Genomic DNA, 25,072 nt, shown 5'->3' with positions numbered 1-25,072 from the left:
GTCACTTATTGATATAAGCCCAGGGGATTCACTCCTTTGCCGCCTTGATGCAGCCTGAATGATTTAGTGTATATATATATGAAATGTGTGCGTAGTCCCTAGGCCCACAAAAAGGCGCACAGTATGCACGATTAATCGCAAAATCGTACCCCTAAATGAGACCAGATTAATCTGGCTCAAAGAAAAATAAACGCACCTTAAGTCTATTACTGCACTGGTGTGCAACATCTATACTCGCTGTTCACGCAGTACATTTGGCGAAAGGACGCCACTTCATTATGGCTCACCCACATTTATTAGCGGAAAGAATTTCCCGTCTGAGCAATGCGCTGGAAAAGGGACTTTATGAACGTAGCCACGCCATCCGTCTTTGTCTGCTGGCAGCGTTGAGCGGCGAGAGCGTTTTCTTGTTAGGCCCTCCAGGGATTGCGAAAAGCTTAATCGCTCGCCGACTGAAGTTTGCCTTTAAAAACGCACGCGCTTTCGAATACCTGATGACGCGCTTCTCTACGCCCGAAGAGGTTTTTGGCCCCCTGTCGATTCAGGCGCTGAAAGATGAAGGACGCTATGAGCGCTTAACCACGGGCTATCTTCCTGAAGCCGAGATCGTCTTTCTGGATGAAATCTGGAAAGCAGGCCCGGCCATTCTGAACACCCTGCTGACCGCCATTAACGAACGCCATTTCCGCAACGGTGCGCACGAAGAGAAAATCCCGATGCGTTTGCTGGTGGCTGCGTCCAACGAACTGCCAGAAGCGGACAGCAGTCTGGAGGCATTGTACGACCGTATGCTGATTCGCCTGTGGCTGGATAAAGTGCAGGACAAGGCCAACTTCCGCTCGATGTTGTTAAGCCAACAGGATGAAAGCGACAATCCCGTCCCGGCAACATTACAGGTGACGGATGAAGAGTATTACCAGTGGCAAAAAGACATTGGCACTATCCAGCTACCCGATCGCGTATTCGAGCTTATTTTTACGCTGCGCCAACAACTGGATGCCCTGCCAAATGCGCCTTACGTGTCCGACCGTCGCTGGAAAAAAGCGATCCGCTTACTGCAGGCAAGCGCCTTCTTTAGTGGACGCGATGCCGTTGCGCCTATCGATCTTATCCTGTTAAAAGATTGCCTGTGGTACGACGCACAAAGCCTGAATCTGATGCAACAACAGCTGGAAATATTGATGACCGGGCACGCCTGGCAACAACAGGCAATGCTGACGCGTCTTGGGTCCATAATGCAGCGCCGGATCCAGCTACAGCAACAACAAAGCGATAAAACCGCTTTCACCGTCATTCGCCAGGGTGGGATGTTCAGCCGCCGTCCTCACTATGATCTTCCGCCAGAAGCCAGCGCTTCCGTAATGACGTTACTGCTACAAAAGCCTTTAAAACTGCACGATATGGAGGTTATCCATATTTCGTTTGAACGCAGCGCGCTGGAACAGTGGCTTTCCAAAGGAGGAGAGATCCGTGGAAAACTCAACGGTATCGGATTTGCGCAGACGCTGAATATGGAAGTCGATAGCGCCCAGCATCTGGTTGTACGTGACGTCAGTTTGCAGGGTTCTCGCCTTGCGCTGCCGGGCGTATCAGAAGAGGGGATGCCCAGCGAGATAAAACAGCAGCTTGAAGCACTCGACACCGAGTGGCATCAGCAACACAGCGGGTTTAGTGAGCAGCAAAAATGCCTGTTTATCCATAGTGACTGGTTAGGCCGTATTGAAGCCAGTCTGCAGGACGTCGGTGAACAGATCCGGCAGGCGCAACAATGCTGACCCTCGATACACTGAATATCATGCTGGCAGTAAGCGAAGAGGGGTTGATCGAAGAGATGATCATCGCCCTGCTGGCCTCTCCACAACTGGCGGTTTTTTTTGAAAAATTCCCCCGGTTAAAGAAAGCGATTACGGATGATATTCCCCGCTGGCGTGAAGCATTACGCTCTCGCCTTAAAGATACCCATGTCCCGCCGGAACTGACGGAAGAGGTGATGTGTTACCAGCAAAGTCAGCTGCTTTCCACACCGCAGTTTATCGTCCAGTTACCGCAAATATTATCGCTATTGCACCGGCTACATTCACCCTATGCCAGTCAGGCACAGCAACTGGTCGATAGCAACAGCACTTTTACGCCCGCTTTGCATACGCTTTTTCTCCAGCGCTGGCGTTTAAGTCTGGTGATTCAAACCACGACGCTGAATCAGCAACTGCTGGAAGATGAGCGCGAACACCTGCTGAGTGAAGTACAGGAGAGAATGACGCTCAGCGGGCAACTGGAACCCGTCCTGGCGGAAAATGACAATGCAGCAGGCCGGCTGTGGGATATGAGCGCGGGTCAAATCAAACGCGGCGATTATCAGCTGATTGTGAAATATGGTGATTTCCTGACGCAGCAGCCCGAACTCCAACGTCTGGCAGAACAACTGGGGCGCTCCAGGGAAGCAAAATCGGTACCGCGTAAAGATGCGCCGATGGAAACATTTCGCACCCTGGTAAGGGAACCGGCGACCGTCCCTGAACAGGTTGATGGCATTCAACAAAGCGATGATATTCTGCGCCTGCTGCCGCCGGAACTGGCCACGCTTGGCATTACGGAACTGGAATATGAGTTCTACCGGCGCTTGGTTGAAAAACAGCTGCTGACATACCGTCTGCATGGCGAAGCATGGCGCGAGAAAGTCTCAGAGCGGCCGGTTGTTCATCAGGATTTTGACGAGCAGCCTCGCGGACCCTTTATTGTTTGCGTGGATACCTCCGGCTCTATGGGGGGATTCAACGAACAGTGCGCAAAAGCCTTCTGTCTGGCGCTGATGCGTGTTGCCCTCGCCGATAACCGTCGTTGCTTTATCATGCTCTTTTCAACGGAAGTGGTGCGCTATGAACTGTCCGGCCCACAAGGAATTGAGCAGGCGATCCGTTTTTTAAGCCAACGCTTTCGCGGCGGTACGGATATTGCCAGCTGTTTTCGCGCCATCATTGAAAGAATGCAGGGAAGGGAATGGTATGATGCCGATGCGGTGGTGATCTCAGATTTCATCGCGCAGCGATTACCCGATGACGTTGTCGGCAAAGTAGGAGAGCTGCAACGGGTACACCAGCATCGCTTTCATGCGGTTGCCATGTCAGCCCATGGCAAACCCGGCATCATGCGCATTTTCGATCATATCTGGCGCTTTGATACCGGGATGCGAAGCCGCCTGCTTAGACGCTGGCAGCGCTAATACTTACAGCAGAGAGGCGACGCTTTCACGTACCTGTGCCGGCCATACGCCGCACTGTACCTGGCCGATATGCGGTAACTGCAGCAGCAGCATCGTCAGACGTGACTGGCCAATACCCCCGCCAATCGTCTGCGGCATTTCACCACGCAGCAGCGCCTGATGCCATTCCAGACTCAGACGATCTTCATCGCCAGTCAGGGACAGCTGATGTTTCAGTGCGTCGGCATCGACACGGATCCCCATTGAAGACAGCTCAAACGCATCTTCCAAAACCGGGTTCCAGACCAGAATATCGCCGTTCAGACCCGCGTAACCCAGTTCGGAAGCAGAGCTCCAGTCATCGTAATCCGGCGCACGAACATCATGACGATGCCCGTCGCTGAGCTTACCGCCAATCCCGACCAGGAATACCGCCCCCAGTTCTTTAGCGATCGCACGTTCACGCCCTTTTGCATCAAGATCCGGATAACGGGATAACAGCTCCTGGCTATGAACAAAGTGGATCTGTTCTGGCAGGAACGGTGCCAGACCAAATTCTTCACTCACCGCCGCTTCGGTGGCTTTAATTCCCGCCCAGATAGCCTCTACCGTGCTTTTCAGGGTGGAGAATTGACGCTCGCCGTCGCCCATAACGCGTTCCCAGTCCCACTGGTCAACATAGACCGAGTGAAGCGGAGAGAGGCGGTCTTCATCGGGGCGCAGGGCTTTCATGTGCGTGTACAGCCCTTCACCTGCGCTGAAGTCGTGTTGTCCCAGCGTTTGACGCTTCCACTTCGCCAGTGAATGAACCACTTCGAATTGGGCGTCTGGCAATGCTTTTACTTTTACCTGCACCGCTTTTTCACAGCCCGACAAGTTATCCTGCGTGCCATCTCCTACACGGCTGAGGATCGGAGCCTGAACTTCGATCAGACCTAAACGCTCCTCCAGCTGACGAGAAAAATGAGACTTCACGAAGCTAATTTGACGTTGTTTGGCAATGTAAGCGGTTTTCATTATGTTTACTCCTGTGTCCTGTTGCCTATGATTAAGCAACAGAATGGAGTCAATTTTCAATAATCAACAAGCAAAAAGCCGTTATGGATTTTGATTCGTTAAAATAATCCGCTAAAATAGATTGAATCATTAATCTACATAAGAAAAACCTATGGAAAATTATCAGATCGACAATCTGGACCGCGGCATTCTTGACGCCCTGATGGAAAATGCCCGCACCGCTTACGCAGAACTGGCTAAACAATTTGGTGTCAGCCCCGGCACTATTCACGTGCGTGTTGAGAAAATGAAGCAAGCCGGAATCATTACCGGCGCGCGTATTGATGTCAGCCCTAAACAACTGGGTTACGACGTAGGTTGTTTTATCGGCATCATTCTGAAAAGCGCCAAAGACTATCCATCCGCACTGGCCAGACTGGAAAGTCTTGATGAAGTTACGGAGGCGTATTACACCACGGGTCACTACAGCATCTTTATTAAGGTAATGTGCAAATCCATCGACGCTCTGCAGCAGGTACTTATCAACAAGATCCAAACAATTGATGAAATACAGTCCACGGAAACCCTGATCGTCCTGCAGAACCCGATCATGCGTACTATCAAGCCTTGATCGTTTTTTTAAATCCCCTGCTTTTCCACAGGTAGATCCCAGCTCGCTCACAGCGTACAATACGCGCTCTTTATAAAGGTGGGCGATCAATGGCAGACATCACTCTTATCAGCGGCAGCACCCTGGGCGGTGCCGAATACGTTGCAGAACATCTTGCTGAAAAGCTGGAAGATGCGGGTTTTTCAACCGAAACCTTGCACGGTCCGCAAGTAGAGGAGCTCTCGACATCCGGCATTTGGCTGGTTATCAGCTCAACGCATGGAGCAGGAGACATTCCGGATAACCTACTGCCCTTCTATAAAGATCTTCAGTCGCAGAAAACCGACCTTTCTCAGGTGCGTTTCGGTGCGATTGGCATCGGCAGCCGCGAATACGACACGTTCTGTGGCGCGATCGATAAATTACAGGCTGAACTGACCTCATCGGGGGCAAAACAGATCGGCGAAACACTCAGGATCAATGTTCTTGAACACGATATTCCTGAAGATCCGGCGGAGGTTTGGCTGGGATCCTGGATTAATTTACTCAAAAACGTGTAAAGATCGTGCGATCGAGTGTGGATAACTCTGGTAGTAAGCTTGGATCAACCGGTAGTTATCCAAAGAACAACCGTTGTTCAGTTTTTGAGTTGTGTATAACCCTTCATTCTGATCCCAGCTTATACGGACCAGGATCACCGATCATTCACAGCTAATGATCCTCAACAACCTGTTGATCTTATTAAAAGGATCGCCCTTATCCACAGAAGGTCGCGATCCTAATAAGAGATCACAATAAAACAGATCTCTAAATAAAAAGATCTTCTTTTTAATACCCAGGATCCCAGGTCTTTCTCGATCGACTAAAGTTGAGTAGAATCCACGGCCCGGGCTTCAATCCATTTTCACACCGCGTTATGCGAGGCAATTACCATGTTTTATCAGGATCCTTTTGACGTCATCATCATTGGCGGGGGTCATGCAGGCACCGAGGCCGCAATGGCCGCGGCGCGAATGGGTCAACAGACTCTGCTTTTGACACACAATATCGACACTCTGGGGCAAATGAGCTGCAACCCGGCGATTGGCGGCATTGGGAAGGGACACCTGGTAAAAGAAGTGGATGCGCTTGGCGGACTGATGGCCAAAGCGATCGACCATGCAGGTATCCAGTTTAGGATACTAAACGCGAGTAAAGGACCGGCTGTTCGCGCCACTCGTGCTCAGGCGGATCGTGTGCTCTATCGGCAGGCGGTACGCACCGCGCTGGAGAACCAGCCCAATCTGATGATCTTCCAGCAGGCGGTTGAAGATCTGATTGTCGAAAACGATCGTGTCGTTGGCGCCGTGACCCAAATGGGACTGAAGTTCCGTGCCAAAGCGGTTGTGCTGACTGTCGGGACTTTCCTCGACGGTAAAATTCATATCGGACTGGACAACTACAGCGGTGGCCGTGCGGGCGATCCGCCATCAATTCCGCTGTCACGCCGTTTGCGTGAACTGCCGCTACGCGTAAGCCGTCTTAAAACCGGGACACCACCGCGCATTGATGCGCGTACTATCGATTTCAGCGTGCTGGCGCAACAGCATGGCGATAACCCGATGCCGGTTTTCTCGTTTATGGGCAATGCCTCGCAGCATCCTGAACAGGTGCCTTGCTACATCACGCACACCAATGAGAAAACCCATGACGTGATCCGTAATAACCTCGATCGTAGCCCGATGTATGCGGGTGTGATCGAAGGTATCGGCCCACGTTACTGCCCGTCGATCGAAGACAAAGTCATGCGCTTTGCCGACAGAAACCAACATCAGATCTTCCTCGAACCGGAAGGACTGACCTCCAACGAAATTTACCCGAACGGTATTTCCACCAGCCTTCCGTTCGATGTGCAGATGCAGATCGTCCGTTCCATGCAGGGGATGGAAAACGCCAGAATCGTTCGCCCAGGCTATGCGATTGAGTACGATTTCTTCGATCCACGCGATCTGAAGCCCACGCTTGAAAGCAAATTTATTCAGGGGCTGTTCTTTGCGGGTCAAATTAACGGTACAACCGGTTACGAAGAAGCTGCAGCGCAAGGTTTACTGGCAGGGCTGAACGCTGCCCGTCTGTCTGCAGACAAAGAGGGCTGGGCGCCTGCGCGTTCTCAGGCCTATCTTGGTGTGCTGGTGGACGACCTGTGTACGCTTGGCACCAAAGAGCCGTACCGCATGTTTACCTCTCGCGCTGAATACCGTCTGATGCTGCGTGAAGATAACGCCGATTTGCGTCTGACCGAGGTAGGACGTGAGTTGGGTCTGGTGGATGATGAACGTTGGGCGCGCTTCAATGAAAAACTGGAGCGCATCGAACAAGAACGTCAGCGTCTAAAATCAACGTGGGTGAACCCGTTGGCCGAGTCTGCCGCCGAAGTCAATGCTCACCTTGCTACACCTCTGTCACGCGAGGCCAGTGGTGAAGATCTGCTGCGTCGCCCTGACATGACTTATGCGCAGCTGACATCGTTGTCTGCATTTGCGCCAGCTCTGGATGATGCTCAGGCCGCTGAACAGGTTGAGATTCAGGTTAAGTACGAAGGTTATATCGCTCGCCAACAGGATGAAATCGACAGACAGCAGCGCAACGAGAATACGCTGCTGCCTGCGACGCTGGATTATCGCCAGGTCTCCGGTTTGTCGAATGAAGTGATTGCCAAACTGAACGATCACAAACCTGTGTCGATCGGTCAGGCATCGCGCATCTCCGGCGTGACGCCTGCGGCTATCTCTATTCTGCTGGTATGGCTGAAAAAACAAGGTATGCTGCGACGCAGCGCGTAAAAGCGCAGTTTTGGCGGGTGACGCTTTTACCCGCCTGACAGATTTGTAGGCCCGGTCAGCGCTAGCGCCACCGGGCAAATTTTATAGACAGGTAACTGCCGTGCTTAACAAACTTTCTCGTCTGCTGGCTGATGCCGGTATTTCTCTTACCGATCACCAGAAAAATCAGCTGATTGCGTATGTTGATATGCTGCATAAATGGAATAAGGCGTACAACCTGACATCGGTTCGTGATCCCAACGAAATGTTGGTGCGCCATATTCTCGACAGCATTGTTGTCGCACCTCATCTGCAGGGCGAGCGCTTTATTGACGTGGGTACGGGACCGGGATTGCCGGGTATTCCGCTCGCCATCGTGCTGCCTCAGGCGCATTTTACGTTGCTGGATAGCCTGGGAAAACGCGTACGCTTTTTGCGTCAGGTACAGCATGAGCTCAAACTGGATAACATCGCGCCAGTGCAGAGTAGGGTTGAAGAGTTCCCTTCAGAACCGCCTTTTGATGGGGTGATCAGTCGTGCTTTTGCGTCGCTCAACGACATGGTGAGCTGGTGTCATCATTTACCCGGTCAAAACGGGCGTTTTTACGCATTAAAAGGGCTGGTACCTGAAGATGAGATTGCCTCTTTGCCCGCTGAATTCAGCGTCGAGGAGATTGTAAAATTACGGGTTCCTCAACTGGATGGGGAACGTCATTTGGTGGTTATTAAGCCAAACAAAATTTAATATTTGTCAAAAAAAATAGAAAAAAAAGGGTACTGCAGGTGTTAAAAATCGGAGGGTACAGTGTGGTTAAATGTTGTTACATTTCACCTGTGCCTTACTGTTTTGCATCATAACTATAACGTACCGTTTTTTGTTAAAAGTGAAACAAGTCAACTGTGAAAATATCAGGCTGCTAAAAATAGAACGTAAGAATCACCGGCTTGTGTTAATTTTTTATTATAAATGTCAATGAGTGGTTTTTTTGGTGTTAGGCGTTATTTCTAAAACAGTGATGTTTTTTACGCTTAAATATCAAAAAGATAAAAACGCATCATTTGCCACGTAAATAAAATATGCGAAGGTGAATATGTTCGATATGTGATCTGGTGCACGCTTTATCGCCAGTGTTTACGCGGTATTTGCAGTTTTGCATGATCGTTCACAGTTTGCCGAAAAGTAATAAATGTGGCCCGGAGAAAAATATTTAAACATTTATTCACTTTTTAGCTACTTATTGTTTGAAATCACGAAGGCGCACCGTATAATTTGTCCGCTTTTTGATGCTTGACTCTAAGCCATAAAGAACGTTTTATACGACACGCGGCGTACCTCGAAGGGAGCAGGAGTAAAAACGTGATGTCTATGTCGCTCTTGAGTCGAAACGTTGCTCGTAAGCTTTTGCTCACACAGCTTCTGGCGGTAATAGCAAGTGGATTGCTGTTCAGCCTCAAAGACCCTTTCTGGGGCATCTCCGCATTATGCGGGGGATTGGCAGTGATACTGCCTAATATGTTGTTTATGATATTTGCCTGGCGTCACCAGGCGCATACACCAGCAAAAGGCCGCGTGGCCTGGTCGTTCGCCTTCGGCGAAGCCTTCAAGGTGTTAGCGATGCTGGTATTGCTGGTGGTGGCGTTGGCGGTTTTGAAGGCGGTATTCTTGCCGCTGATCGTTACGTGGGTTTTGGTGCTGGTGGTTCAGATACTGGCACCGGCTGTAATTAACAACAAAGGGTAAAGGCATCATGGCTTCAGAAAATATGACGCCGCAGGATTACATAGGACACCATCTGAATAACCTTCAGTTGGACCTACGTACATTCTCGCTGGTGGATCCGCACAACCCCCCAGCCACCTTCTGGACGCTCAATATTGACTCCATGTTTTTCTCGGTGGTTCTGGGTCTGTTGTTCCTGCTTATGTTCCGTAGCGTAGCCAAAAAGGCGACCAGCGGCGTACCAGGTAAATTTCAGACCGCGATTGAGCTGGTAATCGGCTTTGTGCATGGTAGCGTGAAAGACATGTACCATGGCAAAAGCAAGCTGATTGCACCGCTGGCCCTGACGATCTTCGTTTGGGTATTCCTGATGAACCTGATGGACTTACTGCCTATCGACCTGCTGCCGTACATCGGTGAGCATATCTTTGGTCTGCCTGCCCTGCGTGTCGTTCCGTCTGCTGACGTGAACATCACCTTGTCGATGGCGCTGGGCGTATTTATCCTCATTCTGTTCTACAGCATCAAAATGAAAGGCATCGGTGGCTTCACGAAAGAGTTGACGCTGCAGCCGTTCAATCACTGGGCGTTCATTCCTGTCAACTTAATCCTTGAAGGGGTAAGCCTGCTGTCCAAACCAGTTTCTCTTGGTCTGCGACTGTTCGGCAACATGTATGCCGGTGAGCTGATTTTCATTCTGATTGCTGGTCTGTTGCCGTGGTGGTCACAGTGGATCCTGAATGTGCCGTGGGCCATTTTCCACATACTGATTATCACGCTGCAAGCCTTCATCTTCATGGTTCTGACGATTGTCTATCTGTCGATGGCGTCTGAAGAGCATTAATTTACCAACACTACTACGTTTTAACTGAAACAAACTGGAGACTGTCATGGAAAACCTGAATATGGATCTGCTGTACATGGCTGCCGCTGTGATGATGGGTCTGGCGGCAATCGGTGCTGCGATCGGTATCGGCATCCTCGGGGGTAAATTCCTGGAAGGCGCAGCGCGTCAACCTGATCTGATTCCTCTGCTGCGTACTCAGTTCTTTATCGTTATGGGTCTGGTGGATGCTATCCCGATGATCGCTGTAGGTCTGGGTCTGTACGTGATGTTCGCTGTCGCGTAGTAAGCGTTGCTTGAATTAAGAGCAATATCAGAACGTTAACTAGATAGAGGCATTGTGCTGTGAATCTTAACGCAACAATCCTCGGCCAGGCCATCGCGTTTGTCCTGTTCGTTCTGTTCTGCATGAAGTACGTATGGCCGCCATTAATGGCAGCCATCGAAAAACGTCAAAAAGAAATTGCTGACGGTCTTGCTTCTGCGGAACGAGCACATAAGGATCTTGACCTTGCAAAGGCCAGCGCGACCGACCAGCTGAAAAAGGCTAAAGCGGAAGCTCAGGTAATCATCGAGCAGGCGAACAAACGTCGCGCTCAGATCCTGGACGAAGCTAAAACTGAAGCAGAGCAGGAACGTACTAAAATCGTGGCACAGGCGCAGGCGGAAATTGACGCCGAGCGTAAACGTGCTCGCGAAGAGCTGCGTAAGCAAGTTGCTATCCTGGCTGTTGCTGGCGCCGAGAAGATCATCGAACGTTCCGTGGATGAAGCTGCTAACAGCGACATCGTGGACAAACTTGTCGCTGAACTGTAAGGAGGGAGGGGCTGATGTCTGAATTTATTACGGTAGCTCGCCCCTACGCCAAAGCAGCTTTTGACTTTGCCGTTGAACACCAAAGCGTTGACCGTTGGCAGGATATGCTGATGTTTGCCGCTGAGGTGACAAAGAACGAACAAATGGCAGAGCTTCTCTCTGGCGCGCTGGCGCCGGAAACGCTCGCAGAGTCGTTTATCGCAGTCTGCGGTGAGCAGCTGGACGAAAACGGCCAGAACCTGATTAGGGTAATGGCTGAAAATAACCGTCTGAATACGCTCCCGGATGTTTTTGAGCAGTTTGTTCACCTGCGTGCAGCCAGTGAGGCTATCTCTGAGGTAGAAGTCACTTCTGCCAATGCACTGAGTGATGAACAGCTTGCAAAAATTAGCGCTGCGATGGAAAAACGTCTGTCACGCAAAGTTAAGCTGAATTGCAAAATCGATAAGTCTGTAATGGCAGGCGTAATCATCCGTGCGGGTGATATGGTCATTGATGGCAGCGTACGCGGCCGTCTTGAGCGCCTTGCAGACGTCTTGCAGTCTTAAGGGGACTGGAGCATGCAACTGAATTCCACCGAAATCAGCGAACTGATCAAGCAGCGCATTGCTCAGTTCAGTGTTGTGAGCGAAGCTCACAACGAAGGTACTATTGTTTCTGTAAGTGACGGTGTTATCCGCATTCACGGTCTTGCCGACTGTATGCAGGGTGAGATGATTTCCCTGCCGGGTAACCGTTACGCTATCGCACTGAACCTGGAGCGCGACTCCGTAGGTGCAGTTGTGATGGGTCCATACGCTGACCTCGCCGAAGGCATGAAGGTTAAGTGTACGGGTCGTATTCTGGAAGTTCCGGTTGGCCGTGGCCTGCTGGGTCGTGTGGTGAACACTCTGGGTTCCCCAATCGACGGTAAAGGTCCGGTTGATAACGATGGCTTCTCGCCAATCGAAGTTATCGCACCGGGCGTAATCGAACGTCAGTCCGTCGATCAGCCGGTACAGACCGGTTATAAATCCGTTGACGCCATGATCCCAATCGGTCGTGGTCAGCGTGAATTGATCATCGGTGACCGTCAGACCGGTAAAACCGCGATGGCAATCGATGCGATCATCAACCAGCGTGATTCCGGCATCAAATGTGTGTACGTGGCTATCGGCCAGAAAGCGTCCACCATTTCTAACGTGGTTCGTAAACTGGAAGAACACGGCGCACTGTCCAACACCATCGTTGTTGTGGCAACCGCGTCTGAATCTGCTGCACTGCAATACCTGGCGCCATATGCCGGTTGCGCAATGGGCGAATACTTCCGTGACCGCGGTGAAGATGCACTGATCGTTTACGATGACCTGTCTAAACAGGCTGTTGCTTACCGTCAGGTTTCCCTGCTGCTCCGTCGTCCGCCAGGACGTGAAGCATTCCCGGGCGACGTATTTTACCTCCACTCCCGTCTGCTGGAACGCGCATCCCGTGTTAACGCGGAATACGTTGAGAAATTCACCAATGGTGAAGTTAAAGGTAAAACCGGCTCCCTGACCGCTCTGCCGATTATCGAAACCCAGGCGGGTGACGTTTCTGCGTTCGTTCCGACTAACGTAATTTCTATTACCGATGGTCAGATCTTCCTGGAAACCAACCTGTTTAACTCCGGTATTCGTCCGGCAGTTAACCCAGGGATCTCCGTATCTCGTGTAGGTGGCGCAGCGCAGACCAAGATCATCAAGAAACTGTCCGGTGGTATTCGTACCGCACTGGCACAGTATCGTGAACTGGCAGCGTTTTCTCAGTTCGCTTCCGACCTGGATGAAGCTACGCGTAAGCAGCTGAGCCATGGTCAGAAAGTCACTGAACTGCTGAAGCAGAAACAGTATGCCCCAATGTCTGTTGCACAGCAGGGTGTGGTGCTGTTTGCGGCTGAACGCGGTTACCTCGAAGATGTGGAACTGGCGAAAATCGGTAGCTTCGAAGCCGCTCTGCTGGCTTACGTTGACCGTGATCACGCTCCGCTGATGCAAGAGATTAACCAGTCCGGTAGCTATAACGATGAAATCGAAGGCAAGCTGAAAGCTATCCTCGATTCCTTCAAAGCAACCCAGTCCTGGTAACGTCTGGCGGTCTGTCTTAGGGCGGACCGCAAGGCATTGAGGAGAAGCTCATGGCCGGCGCAAAAGAGATACGTAGTAAGATCGCAAGCGTCCAGAACACGCAGAAGATCACTAAAGCGATGGAGATGGTCGCCGCTTCCAAAATGCGTAAATCGCAGGATCGCATGGCGGCCAGCCGTCCTTATGCAGAGACCATGCGCAAAGTGATTGGTCACCTTGCGAATGGTAATCTGGAATATAAGCACCCTTACCTGGAAGAACGCGACGTTAAACGCGTGGGCTACCTGGTGGTGTCGACCGACCGTGGTCTGTGCGGTGGCTTGAACATTAACCTGTTCAAAAAACTGCTGGCGGATATGAAAACATGGTCCGATAAAGGCGTTCAGTGCGATATCGCAATGATCGGCTCTAAAGGCGTGTCTTTCTTTAACTCCGTTGGCGGTAATGTGGTTGCTCAGGTAACCGGTATGGGGGATAACCCTTCCCTGTCCGAACTGATCGGTCCGGTTAAAGTGATGCTGCAGGCCTACGATGAAGGTCGTCTGGACAGACTGTACGTTGTCAGCAACAAATTTATTAACACCATGTCTCAGGTTCCGACGCTGACTCAGCTGCTGCCTTTACCGGCATCAGAAGATGAAGAGTTAAAACAAAAAGCCTGGGATTACCTGTATGAACCCGACCCGAAACCGCTGCTGGATACCCTGCTGCGTCGTTACGTTGAATCTCAGGTTTATCAGGGCGTGGTAGAAAACCTGGCCAGCGAGCAGGCCGCACGTATGGTGGCGATGAAAGCCGCGACCGACAATGGCGGCAGCCTGATTAAAGAGCTGCAGTTGGTATACAACAAAGCTCGTCAGGCCAGCATTACTCAGGAACTCACCGAAATCGTCGGTGGTGCATCCGCGGTATAACCAGGTTAATTCGTAGAGGATTCAAGATGGCTACTGGAAAAATTGTCCAGGTAATCGGCGCCGTGGTTGACGTCGAATTCCCTCAGGATGCCGTACCGCGCGTGTACGATGCTCTTGAGGTTATGAATGGTAAAGAGAGCCTGGTGCTGGAAGTTCAGCAACAGCTCGGCGGCGGTATCGTACGTACCATCGCCATGGGTTCTTCCGACGGTCTGCGTCGTGGTCTGGAAGTAAAAGACCTCGAGCACCCGATCGAAGTCCCGGTAGGTAAAGCAACTCTGGGTCGTATCATGAACGTCCTGGGTCACCCGATCGACATGAAAGGCGATATCGGTGAAGAAGAGCGTTGGGCTATCCACCGCGCAGCACCTTCCTATGAAGAGCTGTCCAGCTCTCAGGAACTGCTGGAAACCGGCATCAAAGTTATCGACCTGATGTGTCCGTTCGCGAAGGGCGGTAAAGTTGGTCTGTTCGGTGGTGCGGGTGTAGGTAAAACCGTAAACATGATGGAGCTGATCCGTAACATCGCGATCGAACACTCCGGTTACTCCGTGTTTGCGGGTGTTGGTGAACGTACTCGTGAGGGTAACGACTTCTACCACGAAATGACCGACTCCAACGTTCTGGATAAAGTATCCCTGGTTTATGGCCAGATGAACGAGCCGCCGGGAAACCGTCTGCGCGTTGCTCTGACCGGTCTGACCATGGCTGAGAAATTCCGTGACGAAGGTCGTGACGTTCTGCTGTTCGTCGATAACATCTATCGTTACACCCTGGCCGGTACAGAAGTATCTGCACTGCTGGGTCGTATGCCATCAGCGGTAGGTTACCAGCCGACCCTGGCGGAAGAGATGGGTGTTCTTCAGGAACGTATCACTTCTACCAAAACCGGTTCTATCACCTCCGTTCAGGCGGTATACGTACCTGCGGATGACTTGACTGACCCATCCCCAGCAACCACCTTTGCTCACTTGGATGCAACCGTGGTACTGAGCCGTCAGATCGCATCTCTGGGTATCTACCCGGCCGTTGACCCGCTGGACTCCACCAGCCGTCAGCTGGATCCGCTGGTTGTTGGTCAGGAACACTACGACACTGCGCGTGGCGTACAGTCCCTGCTGCAGCGTTACCAGGAACTGAAAGACATCATCGCCATCCTGGGTATGGATGAACTGTCTGAAGAAGATAAACTGGTGGTAGCACGTGCGCGTAAGATTCAGCGCTTCCTGTCCCAGCCGTTCTTCGTTGCGGAAGTATTCACCGGTTCTCCGGGTAAATACGTTTCCCTGAAAGACACCATCCGTGGCTTTAAAGGCATCATGGAAGGTGAATACGATCACCTGCCAGAGCAGGCGTTCTACATGGTTGGTTCTATCGACGAAGCCGTAGAAAAAGCCAAAAAACTTTAACGCCTTAATCGGAGGGTGATATGGCAATGACTTACCACCTGGACGTCGTCAGCGCAGAGCAACAAATGTTCTCTGGTCTGGTCGAAAAAATCCAGGTAACGGGTAGTGAAGGTGAACTGGGTATTTTCCCAGGGCACGCACCGCTGCTCACCGCCATTAAGCCTGGTATGATCCGCATCGTTAAACAGTTCGGTCATGAAGAGTTTATCTATCTGTCCGGCGGCATTCTCGAAGTGCAGCCTGGCAACGTGACCGTACTGGCTGATACCGCGATTCGCGGTCAGGATCTCGATGAAGCGAGAGCCCTGGAAGCGAAACGTAAGGCTGAAGAGCACATTAAAAGCTCTCATGGTGACGTGGATTACGCTCAGGCATCTGCGGAACTGGCCAAAGCGATCGCGAAACTACGCGTTATCGAGTTGACCAAAAAAGCGATGTAACACCGGCTTGAAAACACAAAAACCAGTCTGAATTCAGGCTGGTTTTTTTTATGTCTGTGTTTTAGTAATTTTAAAACTGAAAAGGTATTTTGAAATTTATGTGATATACATCACATAAATCTTGATCGATTAAAAAATGAGGCGTAGACTCTTTTTTGTGATGAGTGTCACATAATTAACTCAGATAAAAACGGGATACCAACATGAAATTGATCAACAAAATCATCGCCATTTTCAGCAGCATGAATGTCTCTTTCGGTTCATTCAATCTGTAATACTCTGCTTATAATGTGGCGCTGTGCTTAGCGAAAACTGTAAGCAAGCGCCATCTGTCTTCCAGTATCTTTCCCCTCACTGCTTTCATTCTCTTCCCCAATAAATAAATTTTTCTTATCCATTTTCATCTGCCTTGCCAAAAATAAGGGTTAGCGGATTTTTTTTTGCTATGGGCTTAATCTGATTAATAAAACAGTGCTATGTGTACTGAATTCTTTATTCATGGGGCAAAAAAATAGCAAAAACATCAACCTAAGGCTTTAATAAGAGCAGACCCTTGATTTTGGGGAGACAAAAGACGCCGATATAGACGAAAATAGTTGATTAACAGATAGGTATTTTCTCCTATTGAACGTTTTATCTTCGGTCCATTTCACGATGAAAAAAATGTAGTATTTTCAATGTGAAAGGGTATAAATTCGTTCTCAAATTACAGTCAGGACGTGTATGTTGAATAGTGCAATGAGCGTCGTGATCCTTGCTGCAGGCAAAGGCACACGCATGTATTCCGATCTCCCTAAAGTGCTGCACACTCTCGCGGGAAAGGCGATGGTCCAGCATGTTATTGATGCTGCTAATGAATTAGGGGCCACTCACGTACACCTGGTCTACGGGCACGGTGGTGATTTGCTCAAGCAGACACTGAAAGAAGGCAACCTGAACTGGGTTCTGCAGGCGGAGCAGTTAGGTACTGGTCATGCCATGCAACAGGCGGCGCCATTCTTTGGTGATGACGAAGACATTTTGATGCTCTATGGCGATGTACCGCTTATCTCCACTGAAACTCTCCAGCGCCTGCGCGATGCAAAACCGCAGGGCGGCATTGGCTTGCTCACAGTAAAACTCGACGACCCAACCGGCTATGGCCGTATTACGCGTGATAACGGTAAGGTCACAGGTATTGTTGAGCATAAAGATGCGACCGACGAGCAGCGCCAGATCCAGGAAATAAACACCGGTATTTTGATTGCCAATGGTGCTGACATGAAGCGCTGGCTGGCCAAACTGACCAATAATAATGCGCAGGGTGAATACTACATCACCGATATTATCGCGCTGGCCTGGCAGGAAGGTCGTGAAATTACGGCTGTTCACCCGGACAGACTGAGCGAAGTGGAAGGGGTGAATAATCGCCTGCAACTTTCCCGTCTGGAACGCGTATACCAGTCTGAACAAGCAGAAAAACTGCTCCTGGCGGGGGTTATGCTCCGCGATCCGGCACGTTTTGATCTCCGCGGTACGCTTATTCATGGGCGCGATGTGGAAATTGATACTAACGTTATCATTGAAGGTCACGTGACCCTCGGAAATCGCGTGAAGATTGGCGCGGGCTGCATTATCAAAAACAGCGTCATTGGCGATGACTGTGAGCTAAGTCCTTACAGCGTGGTGGAAGATGCTCACCTGGAAGCGGCTTGCACCATCGGTCCCTTCGCGCGTCTGCGCCCGGGTGCCGAACTGCAGGAAGGCGCGCACGTGGGTAACTTCGTTGAGATGAAAAAAGCGCGTCTGGGTAAAGGCTCCAAAGCTGGCCATTTGACGTATCTGGGCGATGCGGAAATTGGCGATAACGTGAATATCGGTGCGGGTACGATTACCTGTAACTACGATGGCGCGAACAAGTTCAAAACCATTATTGGCGACGATGTGTTTGTCGGTTCAGATACTCAGCTGGTGGCGCCGGTAACCGTCGGTAAAGGCGCAACGATTGCCGCCGGAACCACCGTTACGCGAAATATCGCCGATAATGAACTGGTATTAAGCCGTGTGCCGCAGGTCCATAAGCAGGGCTGGAAGCGTCCGGTGAAGAAGAAGTAAGTCTTTTTGCCGGGTGGCGTATACGTTTATCCGGCAGATGAGGGATGAGGAGGTAAATATATATCTCCCGCCCACATGCAGTACCTATAAAAATAACCCCACTCTCTACAAGGCTCGGGGAGCCCGGAATACGGGCATTACCCAAAGTATTTCGCGCTGTAGCAAGGTGGCAAACTTGGGAATCTACGGGAGCTTACTAAAGTAAGTGACCGTAGTGAGCAGGTGTAGCCAACGCAGCTACGGAGTGAAAGACGAAGGGTAAACAGGTTGACCGACAACGACAGGCACAATGCCTAAATTCGGAATCATAAAATATGTGTGGAATTGTTGGCGCTATCGCGCAGCGTGATGTAGCTGAAATCCTTCTCGAAGGTTTACGTCGTCTGGAATATCGTGGTTATGACTCTGCCGGTCTGGCAGTGGTTGATGCAGAAGGTCATATGACCCGTCTGCGTCGTCTGGGTAAAGTACAGATGCTTACCGCTGCGGCAGAAGAACATCCGTTGCATGGCGGTACGGGGATTGCTCATACCCGTTGGGCGACCCATGGTGAACCTTCAGAAGCGAACGCGCATCCGCATGTTTCTGACCATATTGTGGTGGTGCATAACGGCATCATCGAAAACCATGAACCGCTGCGTGAAGTACTGAAAGCGCGTGGTTACACCTTCGTTTCTGAAACCGACACCGAAGTGATAGCTCACCTGGTGCACTGGGAGCTGGAACAGGGCGGTACCCTGCGTGAAGCCGTACTGCGGACTATCCCGCAGCTGCGCGGCGCATACGGCACGGTGATCATGGATACCCGTAACCCGGAAACTCTGCTGGCGGCACGTTCTGGTAGCCCGCTGGTGATTGGTCTGGGCATGGGTGAGAACTTTATCGCTTCCGATCAGCTGGCGCTGCTGCCGGTAACCCGTCGCTTTATCTTCCTTGAAGAAGGCGATATTGCGGAAGTCACTCGCCGTTCAGTCTCTATTTTCGACAAATCTGGTGCGGAAGTTAAACGTCAGGATATCGAATCTAATCTGCAGTATGACGCGGGCGAAAAAGGGGTTTATCGCCACTACATGCAGAAAGAGATCTACGAACAGCCGAACGCGATTAAAAACACCCTGACTGGGCGTATCAGCCACGGTGAAGTGGATTTAAGCGAACTGGGCCCGAATGCCAATGAGATGTTGTCTCAGGTTGAGCATATTCAGATTATCGCCTGTGGTACCTCGTACAACTCCGGTATGGTGTCTCGCTACTGGTTTGAATCACTGGCCGGTATTCCGTGTGATGTAGAAATCGCCTCCGAATTCCGCTATCGCAAATCAGCCGTGCGTCGTAACAGCCTGATGATCACGCTTTCCCAGTCTGGGGAAACCGCGGATACCCTGGCCGGCCTGCGCTTGTCTAAAGAGCTGGGTTATCTGGGATCGCTCGCTATCTGTAACGTTCCAGGGTCCTCTCTGGTTCGTGAATCTGACCTGGCGATGATGACCAATGCCGGAACGGAAATCGGCGTCGCCTCCACGAAAGCATTTACCACTCAGTTGACGGTTCTGCTGATGCTGGTGGCGAAATTGTCTCGTCTGAAAGGTCTGGACGCGTCTATTGAACATGACATCGTTCACGGTCTGCAGGCGCTGCCGAGCCGTATTGAACAGATGTTGTCTCAGGACAAACGTATCGCGGCGTTGGCGGAAGATTTCTCTGACAAACACCATGCGCTGTTCCTTGGCCGTGGCGATCAGTACCCGATTGCGCTGGAAGGCGCGTTGAAACTGAAAGAGATCTCCTACATTCACGCAGAAGCCTATGCGGCAGGTGAACTGAAGCACGGTCCGCTGGCGCTGATTGATGCCGATATGCCGGTTATCGTGGTGGCACCAAACAACGAACTGCTGGAAAAACTGAAGTCCAATATCGAAGAAGTACGCGCCCGTGGCGGTCAGCTGTATGTCTTCGCCGATCAGGATGCCGGATTTACCAGCAACGAAAACATGCACATCATCGAGATGCCGCATGTGGAAGAGGTGATTGCACCGATCTTCTATACCGTTCCGCTGCAATTACTGGCTTACCACGTGGCGCTGATTAAAGGCACCGATGTGGATCAGCCGCGTAACCTGGCGAAATCGGTTACCGTAGAGTAAGTTAATTTACCCCGAAAATGCCCTGCTAAAAGCGGGGCATTTTTTTATCGCTGTTCTGTTTTTAATCAAAAACCCCGCCATTTTTATGTGACAAACCGTCATCTTCAGCTACTGTTTTCAGTGTCATAAAAAGAAAATTTTCACGAAATGTTATTGTCATAAAACTGATTAACATTTTGTTTTTATGGTATTTTTTATTATTTCTTCGTCATTATTTTTGACTGTCATAAAACTGTCATATTTCGTACATTTAACTGTCACCTGTTTATCTTATTTTGCTCATCGTAGCCACTTAACAATGATTTACGAAAATCGTGCAGGAGACATTATGAAAGTTATGCGTACCACTGTCGCAACTGTTGTCGCCGCGACCTTATCGATGAGTGCTTTCTCTGTATTCGCAGCAGCAAGCCTGACAGGTGCAGGTGCAACTTTCCCTGCGCCGGTGTATGCCAAATGGGCGGATACCTATCAGAAAGAGACCGGTAGTAAAGTTAACTACCAGGGTATCGGCTCCTCCGGTGGTGTAAAACAAATTACGGCAAATACCGTAGATTTCGGCGCATCAGATGCTCCGTTGTCTGATGAAAAACTGGCGCAGGAAGGCCTGTTCCAGTTCCCGACCGTGATCGGCGGTGTGGTGCTAGCTGTGAATATTCCTGGCCTGAAATCCGGTGAGCTGGTGCTTGACGGTAAAACGCTGGGTGACATCTATCTCGGCAAAATCAAAAAGTGGGATGATGAAGCCATCGTCAAACTTAACCCAGGTCTGAAGCTGCCTTCTCAGAATATCGCTGTTGTCCGCCGTGCTGATGGTTCCGGTACTTCCTTCGTCTTCACCAGCTTCCTGGCGAAAGTGAACGAAGAGTGGAAATCTAAAATTGGCGCGGGCTCTACCGTGAACTGGCCAACCGGTCTGGGCGGTAAAGGTAACGATGGTATCGCTGCGTTCGTACAGCGTTTGCCGGGTTCCATCGGCTACGTTGAATACGCTTACGCTAAACAGAACAACCTGGCGTATACCAAGCTGATTTCTGCTGACGGCAAACCGGTTAGCCCAACGGAAGAAAGCTTTGCCAATGCGGCCAAAGGCGCTGACTGGAGCAAGACTTTCGCCCAGGATCTGACGAACCAGAAAGGTGATGATGCGTGGCCAATCACTTCCACGACGTTCATCCTGGTGCATAAAGAGCAGAAAAAACCTGAGCAGGGCGCAGAAGTACTGAAGTTCTTTGACTGGGCATACAAAAATGGCGGTAAGCAGGCAAATGACCTGGATTACGCCAGCCTGCCAGACAGCGTGGTTGAGCAGATTCGTGCTGCATGGAAGACCAACGTGAAGGACAGCAGCGGTAAAGCGCTGTATTAACAGAATATCTTTGACGAATTGGCGGATGGCGCTACGCTTATCCGCCCTACGGTTCAGACTGTAGGCCCGACAGGTAGACCGGATAAGCGTAGCGCCATCCGGTTTGGGCAACTTCGTAAAACGCGTTTAATGGAAAGAGTAATTTATGGCTGAAACCAAGCCTGCTTTTAACCCACCGGGTAAAAAGGGTGACATGATATTCAGCGCGCTGGTGAAACTGGCTGCGCTGATTGTGCTATTGATGTTGGGTGGCATTATTGTCTCTCTGGTTATCTCCTCCTGGCCAAGTATCCAGAAATTTGGTTTCGCGTTTCTGTGGACCAAAGACTGGGATGCGCCAAACGATATCTACGGTGCGTTGGTACCGATTTACGGTACGCTGGTCACCTCTTTTATTGCACTGCTGATCGCCGTTCCGGTGAGCTTCGGCATTGCGCTGTTCCTGACTGAACTGGCGCCTGGCTGGCTGCGTCGCCCGCTGGGTATTGCTATTGAACTGCTGGCGGCGATTCCAAGTATCGTTTACGGCATGTGGGGTCTGTTTATCTTTGCCCCGCTGTTCGCGACCTGGTTCCAGGAGCCTGTCGGTAACATTCTTTCCAACATCCCGTTTGTGGGTGCCTTGTTTGCGGGTCCGGCGTTTGGGATTGGTATTCTTGCGGCTGGTGTGATCCTCGCCATCATGATCATTCCGTACATTGCGGCTGTTATGCGCGATGTGTTCGAACAAACGCCGGTGCTGATGAAAGAGTCAGCCTATGGCATCGGCTGTACGACCTGGGAAGTTATCTGGCGTATCGTCCTGCCGTTCACCAAAAATGGTGTGATAGGCGGCATTATGCTGGGGCTTGGCCGCGCACTGGGTGAAACCATGGCGGTGACGTTTATTATCGGTAACACCTACCAGCTCGACAGCGCATCGCTGTACATGCCGGGCAACAGTATTACTTCTGCGCTGGCAAATGAGTTTGCCGAAGCGGAATCTGGCTTGCATGTCGCTGCGCTGATGGAGCTGGGGCTGATCCTGTTCGTGATCACCTTCATCGTACTGGCCGCATCTAAGTTCATGATTATGCGCCTTGCGAAAAACGAGGGGGCACGCTAATGGCAACGCTTGAAATGCAAAACACCGCTGCACTGGCGGAAACCCGTCGCAAGATGCAGGCGCGTCGCCGTATGAAGAACCGCATCGCGCTGACGCTCTCTATGGCGACCATGGCGTTCGGTCTGTTCTGGCTTATCTGGATCCTGATGTCCACGATTACCCGGGGTATTGACGGTATGTCGCTGGCGCTGTTCACCGAAATGACGCCTCCGCCAAACACGGCGGGTGGCGGTCTGGCGAATGCGCTGGCTGGTAGCGGACTGTTAATTCTGTGGGCGACCGTGTTTGGTACGCCGCTCGGGATTATGGCGGGTATCTACCTGGCGGAGTATGGCCGCAAGTCCTGGCTGGCCGAGGTTATCCGTTTTATCAACGATATCCTGCTTTCCGCGCCATCCATTGTTGTCGGTCTGTTTGTTTACACCATCGTGGTCGCGAAGATGGAGCACTTCTCCGGCTGGGCGGGCGTTATCGCACTGGCGTTGCTGCAGGTGCCGATCGTCATTCGTACCACTGAGAACATGCTCAAACTGGTGCCGGACAGTCTGCGTGAAGCAGCCTATGCGCTGGGTACGCCGAAGTGGAAGATGATTTCTGCGATCACCCTGAAAGCCTCTGTCTCCGGCATTATTACCGGTGTTCTGCTGGCGATTGCGCGTATTGCCGGTGAAACCGCTCCGCTGCTGTTTACGTCGCTCTCCAACCAGTTCTGGAGCACCGACATGATGCAGCCTATTGCTAACCTGCCGGTCACGATCTTTAAGTTTGCGATGAGCCCATTTGCTGAATGGCAGCAACTGGCCTGGGCCGGGGTACTGCTGATTACCCTGTGCGTACTGCTGCTGAACATTCTGGCGCGCGTTATTTTCGCGAAGAAGAAACACGGTTAATTTTTTACGGTGCGGCCAACGACGGCGGCACCGGATGAGGACGAGATTGAAATGAGTATGGTTGATACTGCTCCGGGTAAGATTCAGGTTCGTGATTTGAACTTCTACTACGGCAAATTCCATGCCCTGAAGAACATCAACCTGGATATCGCTAAGAACCAGGTGACTGCGTTTATCGGGCCGTCAGGCTGTGGTAAATCGACGCTGCTGCGTACTTTCAACAAAATGTTTGCACTGTACCCTGAGCAGCGTGCAGAAGGTGAAATCCTGCTGGATGGTGACAATATTCTCACCAATACCCAGGATATCGCCCTGCTTCGCGCCAAAGTGGGGATGGTGTTCCAGAAACCGACGCCGTTCCCGATGTCCATCTACGACAACATTGCGTTTGGTGTACGTCTGTTTGAAAAGCTCTCCCGTGCGGATATGGACGAGCGCGTGCAATGGGCATTGACCAAAGCCGCATTATGGAACGAAACCAAAGATAAATTACACCAGAGCGGATACTCTCTCTCCGGTGGTCAGCAGCAGCGTTTGTGCATTGCGCGGGGTATCGCCATTCGCCCGGAAGTCTTGCTGCTGGATGAGCCATGCTCTGCGCTTGACCCGATCTCTACCGGGCGTATCGAAGAGCTGATCACCGAACTTAAAGAGGATTACACCGTTGTGATCGTCACCCACAACATGCAGCAGGCTGCACGTTGTTCCGATCATACGGCGTTTATGTACCTGGGCGAGTTGATTGAGTTCAGCAACACGGACGATCTGTTCACCAAGCCCGCGAAGAAACAAACTGAAGACTACATCACCGGTCGTTACGGCTGATTCAGGAGCTTGTTGTGGATAACCTTAATCTTAATAAACATATTTCCGGCCAGTTCAATGCAGAGCTGGAAAGCATCCGTACCCAGGTGATGACCATGGGCGGCATGGTCGAGCAGCAGCTATCTGATGCGATTACTGCGATGCACAATCAGGATAGCGAGCTGGCGAAGCGCGTCATTGAGGGCGACAAGAACGTCAACATGATGGAAGTGGCGATCGATGAAGCCTGCGTGCGTATTATTGCGAAACGCCAGCCGACGGCGAGCGACCTGCGTCTGGTGATGGCGATCATCAAAACCATCGCTGAGCTGGAACGCATTGGTGATGTGGCAGATAAAATCTGTCGTACCGCGCTGGAAAAATTCTCTCAGCAGCACCAGCCACTGCTGGTGAGTCTGGAGTCGCTGGGGCGTCACACCGTGCAAATGCTGCATGATGTGCTGGATGCGTTTGCGCGAATGGATCTGGACGAAGCGGTGCGTATTTACCGTGAAGATAAGAAAGTTGACCAGGAATATGAGGGCATCGTACGTCAACTGATGACTTATATGATGGAAGATCCGCGAACGATTCCAAGCGTACTGACTGCGCTGTTCTGCGCGCGCTCTATCGAGCGTATCGGCGACCGTTGTCAGAACATCTGTGAATACATCTTCTACTTCGTGAAGGGACAAGATTTCCGTCACGTGGGCGGCGATGAGCTGGATAAGTTGCTGGCGGGTAAAGATCCGAAAGAGTAACCCGCCATCAATTGCCCGGAGGCGCAAGCTTACCGGGTCTCCAGGCGATACAGG

At 51.2% G+C, this 25,072-nt stretch carries 23 protein-coding genes; 22 read left to right on the top strand and 1 reads right to left on the bottom strand.

The features are described from left to right. Positions 1-278 precede the first annotated feature (278 nt). Positions 279-1,775, top strand: a complete 1,497-nt coding sequence (gene ravA / locus N7268_RS05405; protein WP_260862039.1) for an ATPase RavA — start codon at positions 279-281, stop codon at positions 1,773-1,775. Next, positions 1,769-3,220 (top strand): ATPase RavA stimulator ViaA, encoded by a 1,452-nt coding sequence (viaA, locus tag N7268_RS05400; protein ID WP_260862038.1) that lies wholly within the window; start codon positions 1,769-1,771, stop codon positions 3,218-3,220. Before ravA ends, viaA begins: the two co-directional genes overlap by 7 nt. Before the next feature lie 3 nt (positions 3,221-3,223). Here viaA and asnA read toward each other — a convergent pair whose 3' ends face one another. Next, complete coding sequence (asnA, locus tag N7268_RS05395; protein WP_260862037.1) at positions 3,224-4,216, bottom strand: aspartate--ammonia ligase; 993 nt, start codon at positions 4,214-4,216, stop codon at positions 3,224-3,226. Positions 4,217-4,367: 151 nt separating this feature from the next. On the opposite strand from asnA, the gene asnC reads away from it, so the two are divergent. From asnC to phoU, 20 genes are all read left to right on the top strand, one after another. Then, a complete protein-coding gene (asnC, locus tag N7268_RS05390) occupies positions 4,368-4,826 on the top strand; it encodes a transcriptional regulator AsnC (RefSeq protein ID WP_003023780.1) in 459 nt (152 codons plus the stop codon). Positions 4,827-4,915: 89 nt separating this feature from the next. Continuing rightward, positions 4,916-5,365, top strand: a complete 450-nt coding sequence (mioC, locus tag N7268_RS05385) for an FMN-binding protein MioC (protein WP_260862036.1) — start codon at positions 4,916-4,918, stop codon at positions 5,363-5,365. A 372-nt stretch (positions 5,366-5,737) separates the two neighbouring features. Beyond that, complete coding sequence (gene mnmG / locus N7268_RS05380; RefSeq protein WP_260862035.1) at positions 5,738-7,627, top strand: tRNA uridine-5-carboxymethylaminomethyl(34) synthesis enzyme MnmG; 1,890 nt, start codon at positions 5,738-5,740, stop codon at positions 7,625-7,627. Positions 7,628-7,727: 100 nt separating this feature from the next. Further along, entirely contained in the window at positions 7,728-8,351 is a 624-nt protein-coding gene (gene rsmG / locus N7268_RS05375; protein ID WP_260862034.1) for a 16S rRNA (guanine(527)-N(7))-methyltransferase RsmG, read from the top strand. Positions 8,352-8,966: 615 nt separating this feature from the next. Next, positions 8,967-9,347: a F0F1 ATP synthase subunit I gene (atpI, locus tag N7268_RS05370; protein WP_198906841.1), complete on the top strand. Its 381-nt coding sequence runs from the start codon at positions 8,967-8,969 to the stop codon at positions 9,345-9,347. Between the two features lie 7 nt (positions 9,348-9,354). After that, complete coding sequence (gene atpB, locus N7268_RS05365; RefSeq protein WP_047460083.1) at positions 9,355-10,170, top strand: F0F1 ATP synthase subunit A; 816 nt, start codon at positions 9,355-9,357, stop codon at positions 10,168-10,170. Between the two features lie 46 nt (positions 10,171-10,216). Further along, positions 10,217-10,456, top strand: coding sequence for a F0F1 ATP synthase subunit C (atpE, locus tag N7268_RS05360; protein ID WP_000429386.1), 240 nt, complete (start codon positions 10,217-10,219; stop codon positions 10,454-10,456). 59 nt (positions 10,457-10,515) lie between these two features. After that, entirely contained in the window at positions 10,516-10,986 is a 471-nt protein-coding gene (gene atpF, locus N7268_RS05355; protein WP_003827022.1) for a F0F1 ATP synthase subunit B, read from the top strand. Positions 10,987-11,000: 14 nt separating this feature from the next. Then, positions 11,001-11,534 carry a F0F1 ATP synthase subunit delta gene (gene atpH / locus N7268_RS05350; protein WP_198906842.1) on the top strand — a complete coding sequence of 178 codons (534 nt, stop codon included), beginning with the start codon at positions 11,001-11,003 and terminating at the stop codon, positions 11,532-11,534. A 12-nt stretch (positions 11,535-11,546) separates the two neighbouring features. Next, complete coding sequence (atpA, locus tag N7268_RS05345) at positions 11,547-13,088, top strand: F0F1 ATP synthase subunit alpha (RefSeq protein ID WP_198906843.1); 1,542 nt, start codon at positions 11,547-11,549, stop codon at positions 13,086-13,088. A 50-nt stretch (positions 13,089-13,138) separates the two neighbouring features. Continuing rightward, the gene (gene atpG, locus N7268_RS05340; protein ID WP_005121458.1) at positions 13,139-14,002 is read left to right on the top strand and encodes a F0F1 ATP synthase subunit gamma; all 864 of its coding nucleotides are present in this window, start codon (positions 13,139-13,141) and stop codon (positions 14,000-14,002) included. Between the two features lie 26 nt (positions 14,003-14,028). Beyond that, positions 14,029-15,411 (top strand): F0F1 ATP synthase subunit beta, encoded by a 1,383-nt coding sequence (gene atpD / locus N7268_RS05335; protein ID WP_003023806.1) that lies wholly within the window; start codon positions 14,029-14,031, stop codon positions 15,409-15,411. 20 nt (positions 15,412-15,431) lie between these two features. After that, positions 15,432-15,851 (top strand): F0F1 ATP synthase subunit epsilon, encoded by a 420-nt coding sequence (locus tag N7268_RS05330; protein ID WP_005121460.1) that lies wholly within the window; start codon positions 15,432-15,434, stop codon positions 15,849-15,851. A gap of 723 nt (positions 15,852-16,574) precedes the next feature. After that, positions 16,575-17,945 carry a bifunctional UDP-N-acetylglucosamine diphosphorylase/glucosamine-1-phosphate N-acetyltransferase GlmU gene (gene glmU / locus N7268_RS05325; RefSeq protein WP_198906845.1) on the top strand — a complete coding sequence of 457 codons (1,371 nt, stop codon included), beginning with the start codon at positions 16,575-16,577 and terminating at the stop codon, positions 17,943-17,945. A 314-nt stretch (positions 17,946-18,259) separates the two neighbouring features. After that, on the top strand, positions 18,260-20,089 hold the full coding sequence (gene glmS, locus N7268_RS05320) for a glutamine--fructose-6-phosphate transaminase (isomerizing) (protein WP_260862033.1): 1,830 nt from the start codon (positions 18,260-18,262) through the stop codon (positions 20,087-20,089). A 328-nt stretch (positions 20,090-20,417) separates the two neighbouring features. Beyond that, positions 20,418-21,458: a phosphate ABC transporter substrate-binding protein PstS gene (gene pstS, locus N7268_RS05315; RefSeq protein ID WP_260862032.1), complete on the top strand. Its 1,041-nt coding sequence runs from the start codon at positions 20,418-20,420 to the stop codon at positions 21,456-21,458. A gap of 145 nt (positions 21,459-21,603) precedes the next feature. Continuing rightward, on the top strand, positions 21,604-22,563 hold the full coding sequence (gene pstC, locus N7268_RS05310) for a phosphate ABC transporter permease PstC (protein WP_198906848.1): 960 nt from the start codon (positions 21,604-21,606) through the stop codon (positions 22,561-22,563). Further along, complete coding sequence (gene pstA / locus N7268_RS05305) at positions 22,563-23,453, top strand: phosphate ABC transporter permease PstA (protein ID WP_260862031.1); 891 nt, start codon at positions 22,563-22,565, stop codon at positions 23,451-23,453. Before pstC ends, pstA begins: the two co-directional genes overlap by 1 nt. Positions 23,454-23,504: 51 nt before the next feature. Continuing rightward, positions 23,505-24,278, top strand: a complete 774-nt coding sequence (pstB, locus tag N7268_RS05300; RefSeq protein WP_198906850.1) for a phosphate ABC transporter ATP-binding protein PstB — start codon at positions 23,505-23,507, stop codon at positions 24,276-24,278. Between the two features lie 14 nt (positions 24,279-24,292). Beyond that, the gene (gene phoU, locus N7268_RS05295; protein ID WP_003023824.1) at positions 24,293-25,018 is read left to right on the top strand and encodes a phosphate signaling complex protein PhoU; all 726 of its coding nucleotides are present in this window, start codon (positions 24,293-24,295) and stop codon (positions 25,016-25,018) included. Positions 25,019-25,072 lie beyond the last annotated feature (54 nt).

Origin of the sequence: Citrobacter sp. Marseille-Q6884 (genome assembly GCF_945906775.1) — a bacterium.
Lineage (GTDB): Bacteria > Pseudomonadota > Gammaproteobacteria > Enterobacterales > Enterobacteriaceae > Citrobacter.
This window is presented reverse-complemented; position numbering and strand designations above follow the sequence as displayed.

Bases quoted from the DNA above. Each gene is read 5' to 3' on its own strand.
- ravA (WP_260862039.1), top strand. From the start codon at position 279: ATGGCTCACCCACATTTATTAGCGGAAAGAATTTCCCGTCTGAGCAAT.
- viaA (WP_260862038.1), top strand. From the start codon at position 1,769: ATGCTGACCCTCGATACACTGAATATCATGCTGGCAGTAAGCGAAGAG.
- asnA (WP_260862037.1), bottom strand. From the start codon at position 4,216: ATGAAAACCGCTTACATTGCCAAACAACGTCAAATTAGCTTCGTGAAG.
- asnC (WP_003023780.1), top strand. From the start codon at position 4,368: ATGGAAAATTATCAGATCGACAATCTGGACCGCGGCATTCTTGACGCC.
- mioC (WP_260862036.1), top strand. From the start codon at position 4,916: ATGGCAGACATCACTCTTATCAGCGGCAGCACCCTGGGCGGTGCCGAA.
- mnmG (WP_260862035.1), top strand. From the start codon at position 5,738: ATGTTTTATCAGGATCCTTTTGACGTCATCATCATTGGCGGGGGTCAT.
- atpI (WP_198906841.1), top strand. From the start codon at position 8,967: ATGTCTATGTCGCTCTTGAGTCGAAACGTTGCTCGTAAGCTTTTGCTC.
- atpB (WP_047460083.1), top strand. From the start codon at position 9,355: ATGGCTTCAGAAAATATGACGCCGCAGGATTACATAGGACACCATCTG.
- atpE (WP_000429386.1), top strand. From the start codon at position 10,217: ATGGAAAACCTGAATATGGATCTGCTGTACATGGCTGCCGCTGTGATG.
- atpH (WP_198906842.1), top strand. From the start codon at position 11,001: ATGTCTGAATTTATTACGGTAGCTCGCCCCTACGCCAAAGCAGCTTTT.
- atpA (WP_198906843.1), top strand. From the start codon at position 11,547: ATGCAACTGAATTCCACCGAAATCAGCGAACTGATCAAGCAGCGCATT.
- atpG (WP_005121458.1), top strand. From the start codon at position 13,139: ATGGCCGGCGCAAAAGAGATACGTAGTAAGATCGCAAGCGTCCAGAAC.
- atpD (WP_003023806.1), top strand. From the start codon at position 14,029: ATGGCTACTGGAAAAATTGTCCAGGTAATCGGCGCCGTGGTTGACGTC.
- N7268_RS05330 (WP_005121460.1), top strand. From the start codon at position 15,432: ATGGCAATGACTTACCACCTGGACGTCGTCAGCGCAGAGCAACAAATG.
- glmU (WP_198906845.1), top strand. From the start codon at position 16,575: ATGTTGAATAGTGCAATGAGCGTCGTGATCCTTGCTGCAGGCAAAGGC.
- glmS (WP_260862033.1), top strand. From the start codon at position 18,260: ATGTGTGGAATTGTTGGCGCTATCGCGCAGCGTGATGTAGCTGAAATC.
- pstS (WP_260862032.1), top strand. From the start codon at position 20,418: ATGAAAGTTATGCGTACCACTGTCGCAACTGTTGTCGCCGCGACCTTA.
- pstC (WP_198906848.1), top strand. From the start codon at position 21,604: ATGGCTGAAACCAAGCCTGCTTTTAACCCACCGGGTAAAAAGGGTGAC.
- pstA (WP_260862031.1), top strand. From the start codon at position 22,563: ATGGCAACGCTTGAAATGCAAAACACCGCTGCACTGGCGGAAACCCGT.
- pstB (WP_198906850.1), top strand. From the start codon at position 23,505: ATGAGTATGGTTGATACTGCTCCGGGTAAGATTCAGGTTCGTGATTTG.